This is a genomic window from Streptomyces iconiensis (assembly GCF_028657195.3).
GTDB lineage: Bacteria > Actinomycetota > Actinomycetes > Streptomycetales > Streptomycetaceae > Streptomyces > Streptomyces iconiensis.
The window spans coordinates 65,079-86,123 of record NZ_JANCPR020000032.1 but is presented as its reverse complement, the minus strand read 5'-3'; the positions used below and the strand labels follow the sequence as shown (position 1 = coordinate 86,123).

The 21,045-nt window shown below is 71.8% G+C and carries 15 protein-coding genes and 2 pseudogenes; 8 read left to right on the top strand and 9 right to left on the bottom strand.

Annotated features, from left to right (window positions below; genetic code table 11):
* Positions 1-8 precede the first annotated feature (8 nt).
* Both NMN56_RS28360 and NMN56_RS28355 read right to left on the bottom strand, forming a co-directional pair.
* Positions 9-6,071, bottom strand: coding sequence for a type I polyketide synthase (locus tag NMN56_RS28360; RefSeq protein ID WP_274046485.1), 6,063 nt, complete (start codon positions 6,069-6,071; stop codon positions 9-11).
* A complete protein-coding gene (locus tag NMN56_RS28355; RefSeq protein WP_274046484.1) occupies positions 6,068-6,370 on the bottom strand; it encodes an acyl carrier protein in 303 nt (100 codons plus the stop codon). The genes NMN56_RS28360 and NMN56_RS28355 overlap by 4 nt, the downstream gene beginning before the upstream one ends.
* A 241-nt stretch (positions 6,371-6,611) precedes the next feature.
* Between NMN56_RS28355 and NMN56_RS28350 the strand changes: the two genes are divergently transcribed.
* The 3 genes and pseudogenes from NMN56_RS28350 to NMN56_RS28340 all read left to right on the top strand — a co-directional run.
* Positions 6,612-7,673, top strand: coding sequence for a fatty acid desaturase family protein (locus tag NMN56_RS28350; protein WP_274046483.1), 1,062 nt, complete (start codon positions 6,612-6,614; stop codon positions 7,671-7,673).
* 165 nt (positions 7,674-7,838) lie between these two features.
* The gene (locus tag NMN56_RS28345; protein ID WP_274046482.1) at positions 7,839-8,336 is read left to right on the top strand and encodes a PaaI family thioesterase; all 498 of its coding nucleotides are present in this window, start codon (positions 7,839-7,841) and stop codon (positions 8,334-8,336) included.
* Between the two features lie 42 nt (positions 8,337-8,378).
* Positions 8,379-8,546 (top strand): annotated as a pseudogene (locus NMN56_RS28340) (IS701 family transposase); the annotation flags it as partial.
* A 53-nt stretch (positions 8,547-8,599) separates the two neighbouring features.
* Here NMN56_RS28340 and NMN56_RS28335 read toward each other — a convergent pair.
* Together NMN56_RS28335 and NMN56_RS28330 are read right to left on the bottom strand one after the other, a co-directional pair.
* A complete protein-coding gene (locus NMN56_RS28335; protein WP_274046481.1) occupies positions 8,600-9,733 on the bottom strand; it encodes a lipase family protein in 1,134 nt (377 codons plus the stop codon).
* Positions 9,734-9,815: 82 nt separating this feature from the next.
* Positions 9,816-10,832: an AraC family transcriptional regulator gene (locus tag NMN56_RS28330; protein ID WP_274046480.1), complete on the bottom strand. Its 1,017-nt coding sequence runs from the start codon at positions 10,830-10,832 to the stop codon at positions 9,816-9,818.
* A gap of 152 nt (positions 10,833-10,984) precedes the next feature.
* Here NMN56_RS28330 and NMN56_RS28325 point away from each other — a divergent pair, with 152 nt between their 5' ends.
* Positions 10,985-12,889, top strand: coding sequence for an AMP-dependent synthetase/ligase (locus NMN56_RS28325; RefSeq protein ID WP_274046479.1), 1,905 nt, complete (start codon positions 10,985-10,987; stop codon positions 12,887-12,889).
* Here NMN56_RS28325 and NMN56_RS28320 read toward each other — a convergent pair.
* Entirely contained in the window at positions 12,866-13,261 is a 396-nt protein-coding gene (locus NMN56_RS28320; protein ID WP_274046478.1) for a 2'-5' RNA ligase family protein, read from the bottom strand. The genes NMN56_RS28325 and NMN56_RS28320 overlap by 24 nt on opposite strands.
* Positions 13,262-13,394: 133 nt before the next feature.
* On the opposite strand from NMN56_RS28320, the gene NMN56_RS28315 reads away from it, so the two are divergent.
* A complete protein-coding gene (locus NMN56_RS28315) occupies positions 13,395-14,324 on the top strand; it encodes an SDR family oxidoreductase (RefSeq protein WP_274046477.1) in 930 nt (309 codons plus the stop codon).
* A 3-nt stretch (positions 14,325-14,327) separates the two neighbouring features.
* Here NMN56_RS28315 and NMN56_RS28310 read toward each other — a convergent pair whose 3' ends face one another.
* A complete protein-coding gene (locus tag NMN56_RS28310) occupies positions 14,328-15,164 on the bottom strand; it encodes an enoyl-CoA hydratase/isomerase family protein (RefSeq protein ID WP_274046476.1) in 837 nt (278 codons plus the stop codon).
* A gap of 261 nt (positions 15,165-15,425) precedes the next feature.
* Here NMN56_RS28310 and NMN56_RS28305 point away from each other — a divergent pair, with 261 nt between their 5' ends.
* Positions 15,426-15,650, top strand: coding sequence for a hypothetical protein (locus tag NMN56_RS28305; protein ID WP_274046475.1), 225 nt, complete (start codon positions 15,426-15,428; stop codon positions 15,648-15,650).
* Positions 15,651-15,664: 14 nt separating this feature from the next.
* Here the strand turns inward: NMN56_RS28305 and NMN56_RS28300 are convergent, their stop codons facing one another.
* From NMN56_RS28300 to NMN56_RS28290, 3 genes are read right to left on the bottom strand one after another with little or no spacing between them, the layout of a single operon-like run.
* Positions 15,665-16,288 carry a TetR/AcrR family transcriptional regulator gene (locus tag NMN56_RS28300; protein ID WP_274046474.1) on the bottom strand — a complete coding sequence of 208 codons (624 nt, stop codon included), beginning with the start codon at positions 16,286-16,288 and terminating at the stop codon, positions 15,665-15,667.
* A gap of 4 nt (positions 16,289-16,292) precedes the next feature.
* A complete protein-coding gene (locus tag NMN56_RS28295) occupies positions 16,293-17,420 on the bottom strand; it encodes a hypothetical protein (RefSeq protein WP_274046473.1) in 1,128 nt (375 codons plus the stop codon).
* A 15-nt stretch (positions 17,421-17,435) separates the two neighbouring features.
* Positions 17,436-18,947, bottom strand: coding sequence for an FAD-dependent oxidoreductase (locus NMN56_RS28290; RefSeq protein WP_274046472.1), 1,512 nt, complete (start codon positions 18,945-18,947; stop codon positions 17,436-17,438).
* Positions 18,948-19,412: 465 nt separating this feature from the next.
* On the opposite strand from NMN56_RS28290, the pseudogene NMN56_RS28285 reads away from it, so the two are divergent.
* Positions 19,413-19,696 (top strand): annotated as a pseudogene (locus NMN56_RS28285) (ATP-binding protein); the annotation flags it as partial.
* Between the two features lie 148 nt (positions 19,697-19,844).
* Positions 19,845-20,651 (top strand): DUF3472 domain-containing protein, encoded by an 807-nt coding sequence (locus tag NMN56_RS28280; protein WP_274046471.1) that lies wholly within the window; start codon positions 19,845-19,847, stop codon positions 20,649-20,651.
* The last annotated feature ends 394 nt before the right edge of the window (positions 20,652-21,045 follow it).

Below are 21,045 nucleotides of genomic sequence, written 5' to 3'. Positions count from 1 at the left end.
GATCACCCTCACGCCGCCTCCCGGGACGCGACCTGTTCCTCCAGGAACCGGCCAAGCCGCCGCACCGACGGATGATCGAAGATCAGCGAGGCGGGGAGCGTGAGCCGGAATGTCTTCTCCATGGCGGACTTGACCTCCATACCGGTCATCGAGTCCAGGCCGAGAGAGGTGAACTCGGCGCCGTGGTCCAGCTCCTCCCCCCTCGGCATGTGCAGCGCGGCGGACACCGTCTCGGCGACGAGGCCCTCGATGGCGGCGGAGCGCTCCGGCCCCGGAAGCGCCAGCAGGGACTCCACGTCCACGTCGTGCGACTGCTCAACCGCCGTCTCAGCGCGCCGGGGGAGCCGTGCGTAGAGCGCGTCCTCCACGGGTGCCGCGGCGGTGAACCGGGGCCAGTCGACGTCACCGACCACCAGCCGTGGCGCGGAGCTACGCCACAGGTGCTCCAGCGCCCGCAGCCCGCGCGAGGGCGAGAAGAAGGTGATACCGCCGCGTTGGATCTCCGCGCTCAGCTCGCTGTCGAGCCGCGCGGACATGCCGACGCCCGCCCAGGCACCCCAGTTGGCGGCGCGGGCCGGAAGCCCCTGGGCCGCGCGCCATTCGACAAGCGCGTCCAGGAAGGCGCTCGCGCCCGCGTAGTGCGCCTGCGTGGCACCGCCGACCACCGAGGCGATGGACGAGTAGGCGACGAAGAAGTCGAGCTGGGTGAAAGAGGCCGCCGCCTCGTGCAGCAGCCACCCCCCGTACACCTTGGCCTGGAACTGTTCGTCGATGTCCTCCCAGCGCATGCGCGAGATCAGGCTCTTGCCGACGGACCCGGCAGCGTGCACGATCCCGCCCACGGGACGCTCGTCCTCCAGCAGTTCGGCCGTGACGCGTGCGACGTCCTCCGGGCTGCTCACGTCACCGCGCAGCAGCCGTACGTCGGCGCGGCCGGACAGTTCACTGAGGACGGATGCCGCTTCGGGGCTGGGTTCACCGCTGCGGCTGAGCAGCGCGAGCCGCCGCGCGCCCCACTCCACGAGCTTCCGCGCGGTGACGAGGCCAAGACCGCCGAGCCCTCCGGTCACCAGGTAGACGCGGTCCGGCCGGACGGGCACGGGCGCGCGGGCGTCTCCCGGCTCCTGACGGTCGCGTTCGTCGGCGACCCGTACGGCCGGGGCCCCGGCAAGGGCGCCCCGGGCCAGCAGGGACAGTGCCTCGCCGGCCTCTTCGGGCGCGTATACGGGCGGGTGGAGCGCGGACGGAGCCGTGCTCCCGCCGGCAGGTTCGGCCTGGCGCGCCGCCGCCGTGGCCGGCGGCACGTCAGGGGGTGCCGGGGTGCAGGTGGAGGCGGGCAGGGTGACGGTGCGGCGCGCCAGGCCCTGATCCCGCGTCACCACCCGGGCCCCGGGGGCGAATCCGGCCTCCGCGCCCGCCGCGACGACCGTGCCGCTCGCCGCGCTGCCCAGGGCTGCGCCCTCGGCCTCGGCGCCGCGCCGTACGTCGTCGGCGGAGAGCCCGACCGCGTGCACCCGCACCGTCACCTCGCCGGGTCCTGGCGCCGGAGGGGCTTCGCAGGGGACGGCGGAGACCTGGAAGGCCGGGTCCCCTGACGGCGAGCCCGGGTCCTGTGACGGCGGGCCCGCCTCCCCGTCTCCGGCCGCCGGTCCTTCCGGGTACGCGCGCAGCTCGAACGGGCCGTCGGGCGGGTACGGGTCGCCCGGCAGGAGCCTGCGCACATAGCGCTGTCCGGCCCTGCGGGCCACCTGGAAGTCACCGTCGTCGGCCGTCCGCAACTCGGATACGAGATCCGGGAGACCGCCGTCGTCCGGCACGTCGACGAGGGTGGCACGCAGTTGCGGATACTCGTTCAGCAGCGTGTGCCCGAAGCCCCACAGGGTCGTGGCGGCCAGCCCCCGGCCGGGTTCCGCCTCGTCGCCCGGCACCCGCTGGGCCCGTTCGGTGACGAGCCACAGCCTCGGCGTCCGGGCCCCGCCGTCCGTCATCGCGGGGAGGACGCCGAGCAGATGCCGGTAGTTGGCCTCGCACTCCGCGCGCAACGACGCCGCGGTGACGGGCGCCCCGGCGGACTGCCAGAACCAGCACACGTCGGTCACCGGTGCGTCCTGGAGCAGGTCGCGCAGCGCGTCCGGGCTGGAGACCGCCGTGATCCCGATGCCCCCGCCCGCTGCGTCCCCTGCGTCCCCTGCGTCCGCCGTATCCACGGCATCCGCAGCGGATCCCGCTTCCGCCAGGCTCTCCAGCGCCTTGGCCCGCTCCTCGGTGCGGCACAGCGCCGCGACATGGCGTGCCGGGTGCGGCGTGCCGCGCGGGCGGCCGGAGCGGCGCACCCAGCACGGCCGGTGGAGGAAGTGCCGTGCGGACGCCGGGTCCTGCATCCGCTCCAGCTCGACCCCGGCCAGTTCGGCGACCACCTGCCCGTCGTCGAGCAGCAGCATGTCGGCGGTACGCCTGCACGCGGCGGCGTCGTCGGACGCGGGGGCCGTACGGGCGAGTACGCGCAGGCGGCTGGCGCGCGGTTTCCTGCACAGCCGCAGGGCGCCGATACGGGCAGGGGCGAGGGCCGGAGCGTCGTGGTCCGCGACGCTCAGCGTGTGCAGCGCGCCTTCCAGCACCTCGGGGGGAAGCTGCTCCAGCGGGCGGCCTGGCCCGTCCACCGTGACCTCGCCGCTGAGCATCCCGTCCGGGTGGCGTTCGGCACGCAGCAGCGTGCGGAACCGTGGCTCGTAGGCACGGCCTGCGGACTCCATGTCCCGGTAGATGTCCTCGTGGGACACCGTCTCGACAGGCGTGCCCAGTTGTCCGGCCACCGAGCGGAGCTTCCGGGCCGCAGCGGTGGCGGCGGGGTAGGGGCCGTCCTCCTGAAGAAGGGCTGTGACGTGTGCCGTCTCCGTGCCGTCCCGCGCGCTGAGAACCTCCACCCTGGCCCCACCGGCTCCGTTCCCCGTGCCGGGCACGGGCGTGAGGCGCGTACGGAACTCAAACGTGCCGTCGGGGCCGCCGGACAGTGCCGCCTCTCGCCCGTGTGCCCGGAGCTGGCTGACGGTGGCCCGGGTGTGGCCGTACACCGTGTCCTGGAGCGCCAGCAGCAGGTCGACGGTGGCGGCAAGGGGCAGCGCCGGCCCGCTCGGAGTGCGCAGCGCTTCCAGGGCGGGGACGCTCCCCGGCGTGCACGAGGTGGCGAACTCCCGTACCCGGTCGGCGGTTTCCTCCGTACCGTCCGAGGCGCGCTCGGCGCCGAGCAGCGGGTGGCACGCCGGGTCCGTGCCCGTCCGCGCGGCAGCGCTCCCGGGCCGGGGCACCGGGAGCCAGTGCCTCGCACGCTGGAAGGCATAGGTGGGAAGCGCCGTCTTCCGGGCGCTCCGGGTGCCGTGGAAGCCAGCCCAGTCGACCGTGAGCCCCGCCTCGTAGTAGCCGGCCAGTGCGCTGACCAGGGCGCCGCCGTCCCCGGCACGCCCCCGCAGAGACGGCAGCCACCGGTGCTCGGCGGCGGGTACGCACCGCCGGGCCAGCGCGGTCAGCGCCCCGGAGGGGCCGATCTCCACGAACGCGTGACGGCCCCGCCTGGCGATGGAGCGGACTCCGTCCATGAACCGTACGGGCTCGCTGATGTGCCGCGCCCAGTAGTCGGCCGTCGCCATCTCGCCCTTGCGTGCCGGGCGACCGGAGAGGTTGGAGATCACGGTGGTGTGCGGATCGTGGAAGGCCATCCCGGCGAGCACGTCCCGCAACTCGTCGGACGCCCCGGCCATCAGGGGCGAGTGGAAGGCGTGCGACACCGCGAGCCGGTCCACCCGTACGCCGCTGCGCCCCAGCTCGTCCGCGACCTTGTCGAGGACATGGACGTCACCCGAGATCACGCACTGGTCGGGAGCGTTGACCGCGGCCAGGGCGAGGCCGGGGAGGTCGGCGACGAGCGGCCCGACCCGCTCCTCGGAGGCGGCCACCGCGGCCATCCCTCCCGCCGCGCTCACCGACTGCATCAGCCGGGCCCGCGCCGCGACCAGGGTGACGGCGTCGGGCAGGGACAGGAGGCCCGCGTCCGCTGCGGCGGTCACCTCGCCGACGCTGTGCCCGATCAGCGCGTTGGGCCGCGCGCCCCAGCTGCGCCACAGCCGCGCCAGTGCGAACTCCAGGGTGAACAGGGCGGGCTGCGTGAACTCCGTACGTCCGAGGTCGTCCTCTGGGGTCTCCCTGTCGACGACGAGATCCCGTACGGAACGTCCGAGCCGCGGGGCGAACAGGCGGTCGCACTCCTCCACCGCCGCACGGAAAGCGGGGAACCGCGCGAAGAGCGCCGCGCCCATGCCCGGGTACTGCGAGCCCTGTCCGGTGAACATGAACGCGGTCTTGCGGATTCCTGGCGGCGCGGCGCTGTCCTCGCGGGCGAGCGCTCCGTCGAGGAGCGCGCGGAGCGCGTCGGCGTCCTCGACCGGAGCCGCCAGCCGGTGGGGGAAATGGGACCGGCCGAGGTGCGTGGTGTAGCACAGGGAGTCGAGGTCGATCCCGTCTCCGTCTCGGTCTCCGTTGCCGTCCCGCCGGCCCTTCCCGTCCAGGAACGCGCGGTAGGACTCCAGTTGGCCCCGCAGGGCCGGGGCGCTTTTCGCTGACAGGGTGAACACCCGGGGCGCGGCAGGCGCGTTGTCCGTACGACAGGCCCAGGGAGGCTCCTCCAGTACCACGGCGCCGATGGTCCCGGCGAAGCCGAAACTGTTCACCAGCGCGCGCCGGGTGCCGGGCGGGTACGGGGTGCACCGGGTGGGGACGCGTACCGGGTAGACGTCCCAGGGAATGCGCCCGGACGGCTTCGCCAGATGCAGATGCGGATAGACGGTGCCCGAGCGGATCTGGAGCGCGGCCTTGAGGAGCCCGACCACGCCCGAGGCGGGTTCCATGTGCCCGAGGTTCGTCTTGACGGAGCCGACCAGGAGCGGGTTCCCGGCGTCGTGCCCCTGCGCGCAGGCGTCGTTGATGGCACCGAGTTCGATGGGGTCGCCCAGCGGCGTACCGGTGCCGTGTGCCTCCACGTACTGGATGTCGGCCGGCGCCAGCAGGGCCGCCTCCAGCGCGTTCCGCATGACCGTCTCCTGCGCGGCGCCGTTCGGCACGGTCAGTCCCGCGCTGTCGCCGTCCTGTCCGACCGCGGTTCCGCGCACCAGCGCGAGCACCGTGTCACCGTCGCGGACGGCGTCGGTGAGCCGTTTGAGGACGACGATGCCGCACCCCTCAGCGCGGACATAGCCGTCGGCAGCCTCGTCGAAGGTCTTGCACAGCCCGTCGGGGGACAGCATGTTCGCGTGCGAGAACATCACGGAGATGCGCGGATGGTGCAGGGCGTTGACGCCACCGCACAGCGCGATGTCCGTCTCCCGGGCGCGCAGTCCCTGCACCGCCATGTGCAGCGCGGCCAGCGACGAGGAACAGGCGGTGTCCACGCTGACGCTCGGTCCGCGCCAGCCGAGGAAGTACGAGAGGCGGCCGGAGAGCGGGAACATGGTGATACCCGCCGCGAGGTGGCCGTCGAGTTCTTCGTACGGCAGCGCGTCCAGCTCCATGGCGTAGTCGATGGAGCTGGCCCCGATGTAGACGCCGCCGTTGCCCCGACGGGTGCCGGCCGCGTCGATGCCGGCGTGCTCCAGCGCCTGCCACGCGGTTTCCAGAACCATGCGCTGCTGGGGATCGACGTACTGCGCTTCCTTGGCCGAGATGTTGAAGAACGGCGCGTCGAAGAGGTCGATCCGGTCCAGGTAACCGCCGCCTGCCGTGCGGATCTTTCCCTTGGTCTCCGGATCGGCCGGGTCGTCCGCCGTGAAGGCGGCCGGGTCCCAGCGGTCCTCCGGCAGGGGGACGATGCCTGACCTGCCGTCGCGGAGAAAGGCGTCGAAGTCGTCCAGCGAGTCGCAGCCGCCGGGAAAGCGGACTCCGGCGCCCACGATAGCGACGGGCTCGTACCTGCCGAGCAGCATCGCGTCCTCCCCGCCGTGCCGCGCCCGGGCGGGGTCGAGGAGTTCGCGCAGATAGGCGTCCAGGTGCCGCTCGTCCGCTGTGGTGGAGTCCCGCGCCGTCATGCCCGTTCTCCCAGGAGCGCGTCGAGGTGCAGCACCAGCTCTTCGATGGTCGGCCGGTTGAACAGCGCCGTGGTGTCCAACGTGAGTTCCAGCTCGGCCTCCAGGCTCCGCTGGATCTCCATCAGCCGCAGCGAGGTCAGCCCGAGATCGAAGAAGCTCGTGCTCAGGTCCAGCTCGTCGCAGCCGGTCAGGAAGAGCGGGCGCTTGAACTGGTCGACGACGAGACCCTCCAGCTCCTCGACCCGCTCGACGGCAGGAAGGGAATCCAGATGCTCACGGGTCGAAAGGGCATGCGTCATGGTGCCTCTCCTCTCCCTCGCGTCGCTGTCGGAAGGACCGCCGGGGCGTGGGGCAGCCGGCGGGGCGGGGCAGAACACCATGAAGCACGCCGTCACTGACATGCGGCTGACACCGGCCGGTGCCCGCGCGGGGTCAGGGCACGGTCAGCCGTGCATCAGTTCCCGTTCGCACCCTGGCCCTCTCAGCGATGTCCCGCACCGTTGCCGAGCGGACACCGAGCGGATACCGAGGGGATCAGTGATGCAGTACGTCGACAGCGCCACCGTTCCACGCGACGCGGCGTCACCAGAGGCCGGGCAGTCCGCGACCTTCGCGGAGCTGTCACGGCGCGTCAGGGAGGAGGGGCTGCTGGACCTGTGCCCGCGCTACTACCTGGCGAAGCTGGCCCTGAACACCGCGTTGCTGGGCGCGGGGCTCACCGCGTTCTTCGCCCTGGGCGCCACATGGTGGACGCTCGCCGTGGCCGTGTGGATGGGCTTCTGCGGCGGCCAGTCAGCGTTCATGTGGCACGACGCCGGGCACAAGGCGATGTTCCGCAGCAAGCGGCTCGCGACCGCCGTGGGGCTCGTACACGCCAACCTCATCAACGGCGCCAGCTTCGGCTGGTGGGTCAACCACCACAACCGGCACCACTCCCACCCCAACCACCTGGACCGTGACCCGGACATCGGCCGCCGGACGGCGATCTTCGACCGCAAGCAGTACGCCGCCCGGACACGCAGGCAGCGGTTCATCGTCCGGCACCAGGGTGTCCTGTTCTTCCTGCTGCTCGTGTGCGAGCTGTTCAAGATGCAGATGACGGCCTACCGCACCATCGCCCGCCGTGAGCTACGGCGACCGGTTCTGGAGGCATCCCTCATCGCCTCACGCGCGGCGCTGTATCTGGGGCTGGTCTTCTGGGTGCTCACCCCGTGGCAGGCTGTCACGTTCGTGCTCGTCCAACAGGCGTGTCAGGGCGTGTACTTCGGAATGATCTTCGCGCCCAACCACAAGGGCATGGAGCTGCGGGACGGCGAGGCGGAGTCGCTGAGCTGGCTGGAACGCCAGGTTCTCACCTCGCGCAACATCCGGCCCTCACCACTGGTGGACTTCCTCTACGGCGGCCTGAACTACCAGATCGAGCACCACCTCTTCCCGGCCATGCCGCAGAAGAACCTCCCGCGGGTCCGCGAGCTGACACTGGCGTACTGCGCCGAACTGGGCATCCCCTACCGCGAGGTGGGTCTCCTCCGCTCGTACGCCGAGGTGGCGTCGTTCCTGAACGAGGTGGCCGCGCCGCTCCGCGCGAGGGAGACAGGCTGACGCCGTCCCGGTCCCGGTCCCGACGCCGTCGCCGGTCCCGGCCCGCGCCCGCGGCTCACCGTCTTGCGGGTGTCGACACGCGGAATCCGTTCCCCCATCATCGGAGGCGATTGCAGAGCGCTGCCGATCGACTGACGAGCGACGAGCGACGAGGGGCGATTGACGATGGGACAGGACCCCGAGACGAAGGCCGGGGAGTGGGACGGACTGAGCGGCCTCGACGTGCTCAAGGCGATGGCCGACGGGCGGCTTGAGCACTGGAACAAGTCGAAGTACGACGAGATCGGGCTGCGGCTGACCGCTGCCGAGCCGGACCACGTCACCCTGTCCTGGCGGCCGACCCCGGCGACGCACAACTTCGCCGGAGGTGTGGACGGCGGAGCCATCGCCACGGTGCTGGACCAGGTCTGCTGTTCGGCGGGCGCCACCCGCACCGCGCGCGCCTGCCCGATGGTGACCCTGAGCCTGAACATCGACTTCACCCGGCCTCCGCACACGGGGCAACTCCACGAGGTGCGCGGTGAGTTGGTGCACGCGGGCAGGCACCGGATGCTCGTCAACGGCCGCATCGTCAACGCCGACGGCAAGACCGTCGCCCAGGCGACCGCGGCCGTCGTACCGGCCACGAGCGTCACACCGCCCCAGGGCACCGGGAGCGAGTAGCCGGGCCCCACGCCAGGCAGCTCAGCGCCCGCGTGACCTCGCGTCCGACGCGTGCTCGCCGACAACATTCCGTTCGGCTGGGGGACGGCGGACGCCGCCTATGGCTTCAGCACGGGCGGGCGGTCCGAACCGGAGCAGGCCGATGTCTCCCACGTCATGGCCACCACCCGCCACGACACGGTCGTGGCGCGCTGGTCCATCGGCCATCCCTCGGGGGCTGCGCACGGGCAAGGCCAGGCAAGCGCAGCCCCCTCCACGCCCGGCTAGTCCGTGAAACGGGCCGCGAGCCACTTCATCGCCAGCGGCGAACCGGCCACAGCCCCCGTGACGTGCCCGAGGGGCAGGCTCTTCCATGTCACCGAAGCACCCTTCCCGCGCCACTCGTCGCGGAGAGCCGTGCCGACGCCGTAGGGAATCAGCTCGTCGACCGCGCCGTGGTAGAGGAAGACCGGCGCGTCGGGGGCCGTACCGCCGAGGCGGGACTCTGCGAGGCGGCGCTGCCAGTCCGGCTCGTCGAGGGGATTCTTCACCGTGATGTCCTCGATGCGGCCCAGCGGCCAGGACGCGGCCCCTATCTCGACGCAGCTGTTCTCCGCGATCTTCTTCTGGAGCTTGCCGCGCGCGTTGAGGTAGGTGTCGAGCCGCAGCTCGGGGAAGGCCGCGTCCTGGCCGACGGCGGCCATCGCGATGAGGCCCGAGCCGATGTTTCCGTCGTTGAAGTCCGCGACCTTGTTCAGGTCAGCGGGCACACCGCCGGTGGCCGTGCCCTTCACGTCCAGTTCCGGCGCGTACGAGCCGTGCAGCTCGGCGGCCCAGGAACTGGCCTGGCCGCCCTGGGAGTAGCCCATGATGCCGACCGGGGACTTCGCGTTCACCCCTCTCTCCCGTGCCTGCGGCAGGCGTTGCGCCGCACGGGCGGCGTCGAGGACGGCGGTGCCCTCGGCGCGGCCGACGGTGTAGGTGTGCGTGCCGGGTGTGCCGATGCCCTCGTAGTCGGTCACGGCGACGGCCCAGCCGCGGGCTATGGCCTGCTGGATGAGGGTGCCCTCCTTGGTGAGTCCGTACGGGAACGTCGCCGAGGGGGCGCACTTGTCGGCGAGTCCGACGGTGCCGACCGCGTAGGTGACCAGGGGGCGGGTGCCGGTCTTTCCGTCGTCGGGGACGATGACCGTGCCGGAGACGGTGTTGCCCGCGCCGCGCGCGTCCGTGGAACGGTAGTGGATCTTCCAGGACTTGGACTTCGACGGCAGCACGGGGTTGGGCAGGAAGCGCTGTTCTTGGGAGTCGAGGACATCGCCGGGGGACTGCGCCGACGGCGCCGCGCTCGTCGTCGGTGCCATCAGGACCGAGAGGGCCGACGCCACGCAGGCGCCCAGGGCCACGGGACGGACGCGCATAAGGGCTCACCTCCACGTACACACAGGGGCGGACGGGAGGACCGTAGTGACCCACGGGTAAGGAAGGCGCTGACCGGAACGCTCAGCTTGACTGACCGCGAACGTCCCCCGGCGTCCGGCCCGTCCAGCGGCGGAACGCGCGGTGGAAGGCGGTGTCCTCGGAGAAGCCGAGCCGCCGGGCCAGCAGTGCGATCGGCTCGTCCCCGCGGGCGAGGGACTCCAGCGCGGAGTCGCGGCGCACGGCGTCCTTCAGCCGCTGGAAGGAGGTGCCCTCGGCGTCCAGCCGCCGCCGCAGCGTGGCCGGGCTGACCGCGAGCCGCGCCGCGACCGCGCCCAGCTCCGGCAGCGCGGTCCCCTCACGGAGGGCCTGCCGCAGTGTGTGGCGTACGCGCTCGGAGACGGTCACGTCCCAGGTGTGCCGGACGAGCAGGTCCTCGGGCGAGCGGCGCAGCAGCGCGTCCAGCGCGGCCTGGTCGCGGACCACGGGTGCCCGCAGCCAGTGCGCTTCGAAGACGGCCGAGGTCACCTCGGCGCCGAAGCGGGGACGGCAGCCGAACATCACCTCGTACTCGGCGTGGTGCGGCGGGCGCACATAGGCGAACTCCGTGCTCAGCAGCGGAATCCGGCGTCCGACCAGCCAGCTCGACGTGCGGTGCCAGATGACGAGGAGGGACTCGGCGAGGAAGTGGTCGGGGTCGTGGGGGAGAGGGCTCAGCACGGCGTAGCGCGCCGTACGGCCCGTGGCCTCGGACTCCAGGCGGAGGCGGGGACCGCCGGGGAACAGGCCGTAGAAGCGGACCGCGCGGTCCAGCGCGCCGCCGAGGTCGGCGCAGCCGAGCGCGGCGTAGCACATCATCGCGAAGGTGCCGCGCCTGCTCGGCGCGGCGCCCAGGCCCAGGAACTCGTCGCCCGTCGCGCGGTACAGATCCTGGATCAGCCGCGCGAACCGCGCGGGCGTCACCCCCTCCGCGTCGTCGCCGAGCAGCAGCGGCGGGATGCCGGCGCGCTGGAGCAGCGGACGGGTGTCGATGCCGAGGCGCTCGGCGCCGCGCAGCACGGCACGGACCCGGCGCACGGTGATCGTGTGACCACTCCCCATGGTCGGGCACGGTACTGCGGCTGAGCACAGAGGTCAGCCGTGGTGACGTTTCCCGTCATCCCCCTCCGGCGCCCCGCTGGCTAGCGTGCGCCGGGCCAGTGTCCGGAAGCACGACCGTCCCCATGACGTGACCGCACCCCGGGAGGCCCCGCATGTCCGACCGCCCCGCCACCCTCGCCCTGATCGCCGAATGGGCGGCCGACCGGCACGGCCCGGCGCCCGCGCTCCACGGCCGGGACGGCGTGATGACGTACGAAAAGCTCCGCACGGCCGTACGGACGGTGGCCCGGCGCCTGGTCGGCGGGCTCGGCGTGGCCCGGGGCGACCGCGTCGCGATCCTGTCGGAGACCCGCCCGGAGTGGACGATCGCGCAGTTCGCGGTCTTCGCGGCGGGCGGCGTGGTGGTGCCGGTCTACCCGACGGCGGGCGAGGAGGAGACGGCCTGGGTGCTGTCCGACTCCGGGACCACCGTCGTGATCTGCGAGAACGAGGCGCAGGCTGCGCGCGTCGAGGCGCTGCGCGCAGCCGGGCGGCTGCCGTCGCTGCGGCACGTCCTGCTCATGGCCGCGATGGCGGCGACGGCCGCAACGGCCGCGGCGGCTGGGACGGCGGCGACGGCTGGGACGGCCGCGACGGCTGGAACAGCGGCGACGGCTGAAACGTCCGCGACGGCTGGAACGGCCGTGCCGGAACGCTCCTGCACGGAGGAGGAACTGCTGGAGCGTGCCGCCTCCGTCACCGACGAGGACCTGTGCGCGATCGTCTACACCTCGGGAACGACCGGCCCGCCCAAGGGCTGCCTGCTGACCCACGGCAACATCTCGTACCTCCACGACTCCACGGGGCAGCTCGTCGCGAGCGGCTCCGGCGCCCGTACGTACCTCTACCTCCCGCTCGCCCATCTGCTCGCGCAGCTCGTGGAGTTCCGCTCGGTGGTGCAGGGCGGCGAGCTGTGGTTCTTCGGCGGGCGTATCGAGGACATCGTCCCGGAGCTGGCCGAGGCCCGCCCCACGCATCTGCCGTCGGTGCCCCGGCTGTTCGAGAAGGTGTACGCGACGGTGCGGCGGATGGCCGAATCCGGTGGCTCCGAGGGACGCGAGCGCTTCGAGGCGGCGATCAGCACGGGGAACGAGGTCGCCGATCTGCGCGAGCGCGGCGAGAGCCCCGAGGGCGAACTGCTGGAGCGGTACGAGGCGGCGGAGGAGCGGCTGTACGCCCCCGTGCGCGGCATCTTCGGCGGCCGTCTGTCGTGGGCGCTGTCGGGCGCGGCCCCGCTCTCCGACGCCACCCGGCGCTTCCTGCGGGCCTGCGGCGTGACGGTCTACGAGGGGTACGGCATGACCGAGTCCGGAGGCGTCATCTCCCTCAACCACCCCGGCGCCCACCGGCCCGGCACGGTCGGCAGGCCCATTCCGGGCTGCGAGGTCAGGATCGCGGAGGACGGCGAGATCCTGGCGCGCAGCGAGGGCGTCTTCCCCGGCTACCACGGCAACGCGGCGGCCACCCGCGAGACGCTGGACGAGGACGGCTGGCTGCACACCGGGGACCTGGGGCGGCTGGACGAGGACGGCTACCTGGTCCTGACCGGCCGGAAGAAGGACCTGGTGATCACCTCGTCCGGCAAGAACCTCAGCCCCGCCGAGGTCGAGGGGCTGATCGAGGAGTCCGAGTGCGTCTCGCACGCGGTGATGGTCGGCGACAACCGCCCCTATCCGGTCGCGCTCGTGACCGTCGATCCGGACAGCACGGACGGCCTGGACACGGCCGGAATCCGGGCCCGCGTCGGGGCGGCCGTCGCTGCGGCCAACGCGCGGGTGGCGCGGCCCGCGCGCATCCGCGCGTTCGCCGTCCTGGACGAGGACTTCTCCGTGGAACGGGGCACGCTCACCCCGACCCTGAAGGTGCGCAGACCACACGTGGCGAAGCGCTACGCGTCGCGGATCGAGGAGCTGTACCAAGGGGACCCGGGCCGGGCCGCGGACCCCGGCCCGGCCCCCGCCGCGGACCCCGGCCAGGACCCCGGCGTCACCAGCTCACCCGACCTCCGGGAGGGCTGACTGACGGCACACGGGTCCGGCGGGCTGGGCGAAGCACTCCACCGCCTCGGGGGTGATCCGCAGCGCCGAGAACATCACGTCGAAGGACGAGAACGTCACCCCGAAGGAGGGGAGTGCCGCGAGCCGCCGCTGGGCCGCCTCCACGATCTCCGCGATCTCGTTCTCGTCCACCTCGTCGGTGAAGCCGGGGCCCTGCATCGTCAGGTGCAGCCACTGGTCCGGTACCGGATCCAGGCTGCCCACGTGGCGCAGCACCCGCCGGTAGGCGTCGATGAACCGGCACACGCCGGGCTGCTGCGCGAATGTGGCGTGCCAGGTGGAGAAGCGGCGGCCGGCCTCCCAGTCGGGGCGCCACCACCAGCGATTCCTCATCACTTCCGAGTTACCCGCCCGACGGTTCCCGTACCGGGCCGTCCACCAGGATTCCCGGCGCGCCTGACGCCCTGTCAATGTCCTTTTCCATGGGCATGGACCTTTGTGCGGCCACGCGATACCGATTCCTTCCATGGCCTACGACGACCACCCCACGCCTCCCGTACCGCGCGGCCTGCCCGCGCCTCCCCCGCCGGGCAGCAGCGCCCTGCCGCCCGGCACGTACAACGGCACCGTGGTCCTGGTGACCGGCGGCGGCACCGGGCTCGGCCGGGCCATGGCCGCCGAATTCGCGTGCCTGGACGCCGAGTTGGTGATCGCAAGCCGCAAGCCGGAGCATCTGGAGCGGGCCCGGCAGGAGCTGGCCGGGCTCGGCGCCCGCGTGACGACGGCCGAGTGCGACATCCGGGATCCCGAGCGGGTCGCCGCGCTCTTCGACAGGGCCACCGAGGCGGCGGGCCTGCCGGATGTGCTGATCAACAACGCGGCTGCCAACTTCCCGGTCCCGGCCGATGAGATGTCCCCGAACGCCTGGCGTGCCGTCGTCGACACGACGCTCACCGGAACGTTCTTCATGTGCCGCGAGTTCGGCCGCCGCCATCTCGCCGCCGGTACGCCAGGATCGATCGTCAACGTCGGCGCCTCGTACGCCTGGACCGGCGGCCCGGGCTTCGCGCACAGCGCGGCGGCGAAGGCGGGCGTCAAGAACCTGGTGGAGACCCTGGCCGTGGAGTGGGGCCCGTACGGCATCCAGGTCAACGGCCTGGTGCCGGGCCTGATGCCGCACGAGGACCTGCCCGGCGCCATCCGTGGCAACCTCGACGCGCAGGAACGGCAGGACGCACAGGACGCACAGTCCGGCCTGGGCGCCCGGCAGCCCGCCCTGCGCGTCGGCGCGCCGCGCGAGCTGGGCTGGGCGGCGACCTTCCTGGCCTCCCCCTACGCGCGCTTCATCACCGGTCACACCCTGGTGGTCGACGGCGCCAACTGGCAGCGCCGGGCGCTGGTGCAGCCCTCGGTGGTGCCGGTGCGGGAGCAGCTCGGCGGGGCGGGCCCGGAGTGAGGCTCAGGTGCCGCGGAACCTCGGGGTCCGGCGGGCGGCCTTCGCTGCGTACCCCTCGCGCACGTCCTCGGAGGTGAGCGTGAGGGCGGCCGTGCGGGCCGTGCGGTCGAGGGCAGCGGCGAGCCCGGCGTCCGCGTAGGCGTCGATGTTCCGCTTGATGCCCTGTACGGCGAGCGGCGCGTTGGCCGCGATCTCGGCCGCGACCTCACGCGCCGCCCCCTCCAACTCACCGACCGTCGTGACGCGTTGAAGCAGCCCGTGGCGCTCGGCGGTGGCCGCGTCGATGCGCCGCCCGGTCAGGGCGAGCAGCTTGGCCAGGCCCGCCCCGGCCTCGCGGGCGATCCGCAGATCGCCGCCCGCGTCCACGGCGACCCCCAACTGAGCCTCCGGCAGCGCGAACACCGCGTCGTCCGCGGCGATCCGGAGGTCAGCCATCAGGGCCAGCTCGAAGCCGAAGCCCAGGCAGTAGCCCTGCACGGCGGCCACGACGGGCTGCGGAAGCCCGGCGAACACCGCGAACCGCTCGTGCACCCAGCGGATGCCCTCGTAGTAGTTGCGGGTCCGCTCGGCGGGCGAGCGCCCGGTGATCGCGCCTCCGGGCGCCGTGACGTCGATGCCCGCGCAGAACGCTCGCCCCTCGGCGCGCAGGAGCACCACCCTGATCGAGTCGTCGAAGCGGATCCGGTCGGCGAGTACGCCGAGTTGCCGGGTGGACTCCCAGCTCCAGCCGTTGAGCTTCTCGGGGCGGCAGAGGGTGAGCACGCCCAGGCCGCCGTCCTCGATGTCGAGGCGCAGGCGCTCCTCACCCGCCGGGATGTCCGTGCTCGTGGTGTCGATCACCGTCCGCCGCCCCTTCGTCGCACTGTTTCTGACGAGCCGTCAGCGTACGGCGTGTCGCTCAGCGGCTGAAGACTCAGCGCCCGAAGACCTCGGACGTCACGGCGGGCGCAGCTCGCACCGGTCCGGGTGAACGGCCCAGGGGGCAGGCCGTGATCCGTGCAGCCGGTATCCGTGAGTGGACGGTGATTCCGGTTCTGGTAGCGGCCTCGTCCGGTTTGGGTGAGGAAGCCTTGGCGGGTGAGGCGTCCGGGACGGGCACGGGTGACGTTGACCGATGCCTCGTCGGTGGGCCCAGAGCTCGTGGAGCTCACGGGCTCGGAACTCCTGGTCGGGGTGCTGGTTGAAGGCGTTCACGATGGCCTGGTAGGCGGCGTTCGGCTCGGGCGGTTCGGAGTCTTCTTCAGCACGGACATGCTCATTGGGGCGCCGGACACGACGATCGATACCACGGTCGAGCGATCACGAACCGAGGAAGACCGGACTTGACGTCCGCTGAGCGTTCAGGGTCGCCGATGCGCGGAGGCTGTTGTCCGGGACAGGGAGGGGGCCAGCCAGCGGTTGAGGAGGGCGCGGAGGTGGGCTTCGTCCTGCGCTGCTTCGCTCGGGTGCTGGAGCAGCGAGGTCAGAAGTCGCATGATGATCTCGGCGAGGCCGCGCAGGTCGTCCTCACCGATGTCGGCGGCGGCCCAGTCGACGGGGAAGCGCCTCAGCATCTTGGCGCCGTAGGCGATGGTGCCCTGGGTGGTGGCGCCGCGGCCGAAGGCGCTGGTGTCCCCGAGTTGCAGCAGCAGGCTCAGGCGTGGCTCGGTGGGGATGGTCCGTACGCAGAAGACCATGCCTTCGACAACGGCTTCGGCCGGGTCGGTGATTCCCCGCAGGTGCGCGAGCATCAGGTCGACGAACGACTCGGCGCCCTGGGCCGCCACTTCGGCGACGATGTCGCTGATGCGGCCGAAGTGGCGGTAGACGGTCTGGCGGGTGACGCCGAGTTCGCCGGCGACGTCGGACAGGGTCGTCTTGGTGACGCCGTGCCTGTCGACGCAGCGGGCGGTCGCGTCGATGATGCGCTGCCGGGCCTCCGCGTCCGATGCGGGAGGCCGACCTCCCCAGCCGTGGTGCCCCATGCCTTCAGGATCGCACAGGCTCCGCGGTCCGTTGGGGTGAGGACGCTCGTAGTGCGGCCACGATGAGCCCGGTGGCGGCGGCGGTGCACAGCGCGGTGTACCAAAGGCTGCCGATCGGTGTGCCCTGCTCGGTGAGGCCGTCGGTCGCGGAGATGTAGGCCGGCAATGCGGTCAGCCACAGGACGATGTGGACGCCGAGGTACAGCGCCGGGTAGGTGCGCGCGAACAGCGGCGATGCCATCGGCGCCGGGTCTGTCCGACGCGTGCGCCAGGCGTCCGCGAGGAGGTAGAGGCCGGCGATCCACACCAGGGCGAGCTCGACGCCGAGGATGGCCTGCTGGATCCCGATGTCGGCTCCACCGCGGAAGACGTTGCTGGGGATGCCGGCGACCGTCATTCCCAACGGTGTCAGGGCGCCGGCGGCGACGGTGCGCAGGGCGATCTGCCGTCCGTTGAGCGTGCCCCGGCCCTCCTTGTCGCCGACGAGGCGGATGACGAGGTAGGTCATCGTGCCGAAGGACACCGAGGCGAACAGGAACATGCTGTTCATCGGGACCGAGGCGAGCGCCGGCTCGTTGATCATCTTGTTGTCGGGGTTCCACGCCCACCACTTCAGCTGGGGGCCGAGTTGATCGAAGATCTCGTAGAACGCCTGGCAGGCGAAAGCGACCGCCAGCGAACCGAGCAGGGCCCCGCGCCGTGCGAAGACACCGAGGGCGCGGACCAGTTCGTAGGCGAGCTGGGACAGCGCCGGGTAGAAGGCCACGATGTAGAGCGGCAGGCGGTCGTACATGAACTGTGCGGTGAACACGTTGTGGGAGAAGATGAGCCCCACGTGCTCCTCAAGGCCGAACCAGCCCGGGAAGTAGAGCGGCGGCTCGATCACCGCCAGGTAGACGACCGAGGCGAACCACAGCGAGAGGTTGACCGGGTCGCCATCGCGCCGCCACCGCCGCCACGCATGGACGAGGGCGAACACCGCGCCGCCGACGATGAGCAGTTCGAGGACCGGCATGGTGGCGTTCTCGGGGGAGAGCGGGTTGCGGAAGTCCACGACGGGAGCGGCGCCACGGCAGGAGAAGCCGAGCCCTTCAGCCAGACGTTCGGCAGCCGAGTCGCATGAATAGCTCATTTCGTGCTCCTCGGGTCAGTCTTTGACGAGGTCGGCCTTGGCGGACGGCGCGTTGCCGGCGGCGCGGGTGTATCCGGTGTAGTCGGTTCCGGGCGGGTCCTGTTGGTCGTCGAAGCCGCTGGGCACGACCGTGCGTCCGAGTCGCTGCCGCACCTTGTAGCGTGCGATGCCGAACCAGAACCGCGGATCGGTGGCCATCTGCCTGAGCGACTTGTCGAGGTTGAAGACCTGCGCGAACGTCCGCTCCACGTAGGGGTCTTCGCGGCTCGCGGCGTTGATGGCGTTGAAGACCGGCCAGCTCAGGCGCGCGGCGAGTGTGCGGCGCCAACGGGCGACGACCTCGCTTCCGGTCGCGAAGTCGTATGCCTGGTCACGGGCCATTGCGAGCATCCAGGGCACGTCGAGTGACTTCTTCTGCAGGGCGAGGAACTCGCGGAAGAAGGCGAGGTCGAGGACGTCGCGGCCATGCAGCAGCTCGGCGAGGATGAGCGCGGAGCGGGCCGCCGAGCTCATTCCCTGGGCGTAGAACGGATTGAACGCGCAGATCGAGTCACCGATGCAGACGAGCCCGAGCGGTGGCTGGCCGATCAGGTCGAAGCGGCGCCACTTGTTGTCGGTCGAACGGGTGAGGTGCACCTCGGAGGTCGGTGTGCAGGCGCGCGCCGCCTTCCCGAAGGCCGTGGCCCGTACGCGGTCCGCCGCGGCCTCGAAGGTCTCGACCTCGCGCGGCATCCGCAGGCCCCACGCCCCCATGCACACGATGGCGCGGTCGCCCTCGATCGGGAAGAAGTTGCTGAGGTATTCGTGCTCCTCGGGGTGGTCGCCGGTGTCCTGGGTCGGAGTGACGACCAGGTGCTTCCACCACCACGACTGCGGGCGCCGCTCCGCTGGCGGCAGGTCGTACCACCGCGAGGTGTAGGTGACCTTGGCGTCGAGGGTCTTCTCCGGCACCGCCGGCCATCCCGCTGTGCTCAGCCAGGCGGCGACGGAGGAGCCGCGGCCCAGCGCGTCCACGACCAAGTCGGCGGCGAGGTGGCCCGATTCGTCGCCCGTGCGGTACTCGACTCCCTCGACGCGCCCGCCTTCCGTGCCGCCCCCGGTGCAGCGCAGCCCGGTGACGGTCACGCCCTCGCGGATCTCGATGGCCGGGAGCTCGCGGACCTTGTCGCGCAGAACTCGCTCGATGAGCACGCGGGAGCTGTAGACCATCGTCATCGACCCGGATTGGCGTGGGGACCAGCCGGCGTTCTCGCAGTACGCCGCGTCCATCGACGGCATCAGGTGCATACCGCCCGCGGCGATCAGCGCCTTCTCGCAGCCGGGGAAGATCTCGCCGATCGCGCGGCGCCCGGAGTTGAGGAGGAAGTGCGGGTGCTTGCTCTGCGGCACGCCCCGCCGGTGCTGCGCGTCCGGCGGAAGCCGGTCCCGCTCCAGGACGATGACCTCGTCGAAATGCCTGGCGAGCACTCCCGCGGCGCACAACCCCGCCACGCTGCCGCCGAGAACCACGGCCGTCTTTCCTCGCATGAACCCTCCATTCATACACATTCCGAGTGAATGTATGATTGGTGGTTGGGGAAGCTAGCAGGTGCGGCCCGAACGAACCAGCCTTTCCAGGGGATTGAGTCGTGAGGGGCGAGCGCGCCGGGATGTCGTCCGGCGCGCCCGCCGCCGGGGCCGGACCGATGGCGCACGGGGAGAAAGAGCGCGAGACCACCGCACGGGCCGAGGCCACGCGGGCTGCGCACCGCGCAACCCGCCGCGGAATCCGAGGAGTTCGACCGGGCCGCCGAGGGCGTCCGCATCACCCGCAAGACCCTGCTGGTGCCGCCTGGTCCGTCTCGGCCGACGCTGCCGGCCGCGAAGCTGCGCCGGCGCACGGACGCAGTGCGGGCCGCCCCGGCGTAGGGCCCACGTAGTGCGGGACATGGGGCCTGCGGGAAGCGGCGGTGCGCAGTTCCCGCGGCCCGCAGGGCGCCGGCGTCTGGTCCCATGATCGTATGGCTCAACGGCACGCACGGTGCGGGCAAGACGACGACCAGTGCGCTCGTGCAGCAGCTCAATCCGGATTCACGGGTGTTGGACGCCGAGAAGGTCGGCGAGGCGCTCATCGGCATCACACCGGGACTGCCCCGGACGGGCAACTTCCAGGACTGGCCGCCGGGCCGGCTCTCGTCGTCGAGAGCGCCCGCCGGGTACTCGGCCACACCGGCGGCATCCTGATGATGCCCATGACCGTCCTGGTCGAGCCGTACTGGCGCGAGATCAACGCGGGCTCAATTGCCTCTGGGCGGTGAGCGGTTACTACTGCTCTTCCACGCTCTCGCCATAGTAAAAGATAGAAACACGGGGCGCCCTCTTGCCGTGTGGCAGCAATCGCTTACATCCTGACGCGCAACCGAACACCAGCCATCAGGAGATGACATGCGCACGCCATTAACCGCGCGTACATCCAGCAGAGGGCCCGGACGCCGGCTCGTCCGGGCCGGCACCGTTCTCGCAGCTACGGCGCTCCTCGCCATCGGTGCGGCCGGACAGTCATGGGCGTCCACACCCACCGTGCGCTGGGCCACCGGTGCCCCGACCCCGGTGAGCACGCTGAAGTTGCCGATGTCGGTGGACTCGGCTCCTGACGCCTCCGGCATCTACTTCGCCTACTACACGACGCTGGAGAGCGGCACCCGGCCGTACGCCGGATTCCAGCCGAAGCCCGTGGACGCGAACGGTCACCGCTCGCTCCAGGCGGTCTTCAGCTCCTTCAACGCGGACGCCACCACGACGGACGCTCACTGCAGCGACGGCGCCGACGGCGGCGAGGGAGTCAGCTGCGCGGTCCGATTCGCCTACACGCCGGGAACGATGTACTCGCTCGTCCTCAAGCGCGCCGAGGCCGGCGGGGACACGCAACTGATGTCCGGAGAGGTCGTCGAGACCGCGACCGGCGCCTCCGTGGCACACATCGGGAGTTTCAGCCTTCCGTCGGGGTCGGGCCGCTTCAAGGGCTCCGACCAGGGCTTCATCGAGCCGTATCTCACCGCCGGCTGTGGCCAGCAGGTCACCGTCACCTACGGGAAGCCGGTCGGTACGGAGGCGGGGGAGGACCATGTCGGCAGCCTCCCCACCGTCACCGACCCGGCGTCGGGCAGCTGTCTGAGCACGACATCGAAGACCACCGGGCAAGGGCAGCAGGTCTCCGTACGGGGCGATGACGCCGCGGCGGCCGGGAGGTAGCGGGCACACTCCGAGGGGCGCGGCGGTCGGCCGACGGCGGGGTCAAGTCCGGTACGGACGGCCTGTGTTACGCCTGCCTGCCGACGACCGCATCCACGTCACGGAAACCGGCCGCCCCCATCCCGCGGAAACGGGACGGGGGTGGCCGGTCCGGGCTGCGGGGGGAGGGGCGAGCCCTCGCGTGTCTCAGCCTGTCGCGGTGACGGCGTGCTCGGTGACGGCGTGCTCGGTGTCCGCTCACCACGTCGAGGGCGGCGCCGGTGACATGCTCCTCCTCGGTGCCGGTCAGGGCCCGGTCGTACCCATCCAGGAACCCTTCGTAAAGCCCGGGGTGGTCGACCCAGGCGTCGGAGACCAAGTGCACGAGTCCGACGTCGGCGGTGGGCCGGTGCCG

What these genes read in the sequence shown, in the direction of transcription:
- NMN56_RS28360 (WP_274046485.1), bottom strand. Translation starts at nt 6,071, where the DNA reads ATGACGGCGCGGGACTCCACCACAGCGGACGAGCGGCACCTGGACGCC.
- NMN56_RS28355 (WP_274046484.1), bottom strand. Translation starts at nt 6,370, where the DNA reads ATGACGCATGCCCTTTCGACCCGTGAGCATCTGGATTCCCTTCCTGCC.
- NMN56_RS28350 (WP_274046483.1), top strand. Translation starts at nt 6,612, where the DNA reads ATGCAGTACGTCGACAGCGCCACCGTTCCACGCGACGCGGCGTCACCA.
- NMN56_RS28345 (WP_274046482.1), top strand. Translation starts at nt 7,839, where the DNA reads ATGGGACAGGACCCCGAGACGAAGGCCGGGGAGTGGGACGGACTGAGC.
- NMN56_RS28335 (WP_274046481.1), bottom strand. Translation starts at nt 9,733, where the DNA reads ATGCGCGTCCGTCCCGTGGCCCTGGGCGCCTGCGTGGCGTCGGCCCTC.
- NMN56_RS28330 (WP_274046480.1), bottom strand. Translation starts at nt 10,832, where the DNA reads ATGGGGAGTGGTCACACGATCACCGTGCGCCGGGTCCGTGCCGTGCTG.
- NMN56_RS28325 (WP_274046479.1), top strand. Translation starts at nt 10,985, where the DNA reads ATGTCCGACCGCCCCGCCACCCTCGCCCTGATCGCCGAATGGGCGGCC.
- NMN56_RS28320 (WP_274046478.1), bottom strand. Translation starts at nt 13,261, where the DNA reads ATGAGGAATCGCTGGTGGTGGCGCCCCGACTGGGAGGCCGGCCGCCGC.
- NMN56_RS28315 (WP_274046477.1), top strand. Translation starts at nt 13,395, where the DNA reads ATGGCCTACGACGACCACCCCACGCCTCCCGTACCGCGCGGCCTGCCC.
- NMN56_RS28300 (WP_274046474.1), bottom strand. Translation starts at nt 16,288, where the DNA reads ATGGGGCACCACGGCTGGGGAGGTCGGCCTCCCGCATCGGACGCGGAG.
- NMN56_RS28295 (WP_274046473.1), bottom strand. Translation starts at nt 17,420, where the DNA reads ATGAGCTATTCATGCGACTCGGCTGCCGAACGTCTGGCTGAAGGGCTC.
- NMN56_RS28290 (WP_274046472.1), bottom strand. Translation starts at nt 18,947, where the DNA reads ATGCGAGGAAAGACGGCCGTGGTTCTCGGCGGCAGCGTGGCGGGGTTG.
- NMN56_RS28280 (WP_274046471.1), top strand. Translation starts at nt 19,845, where the DNA reads ATGCGCACGCCATTAACCGCGCGTACATCCAGCAGAGGGCCCGGACGC.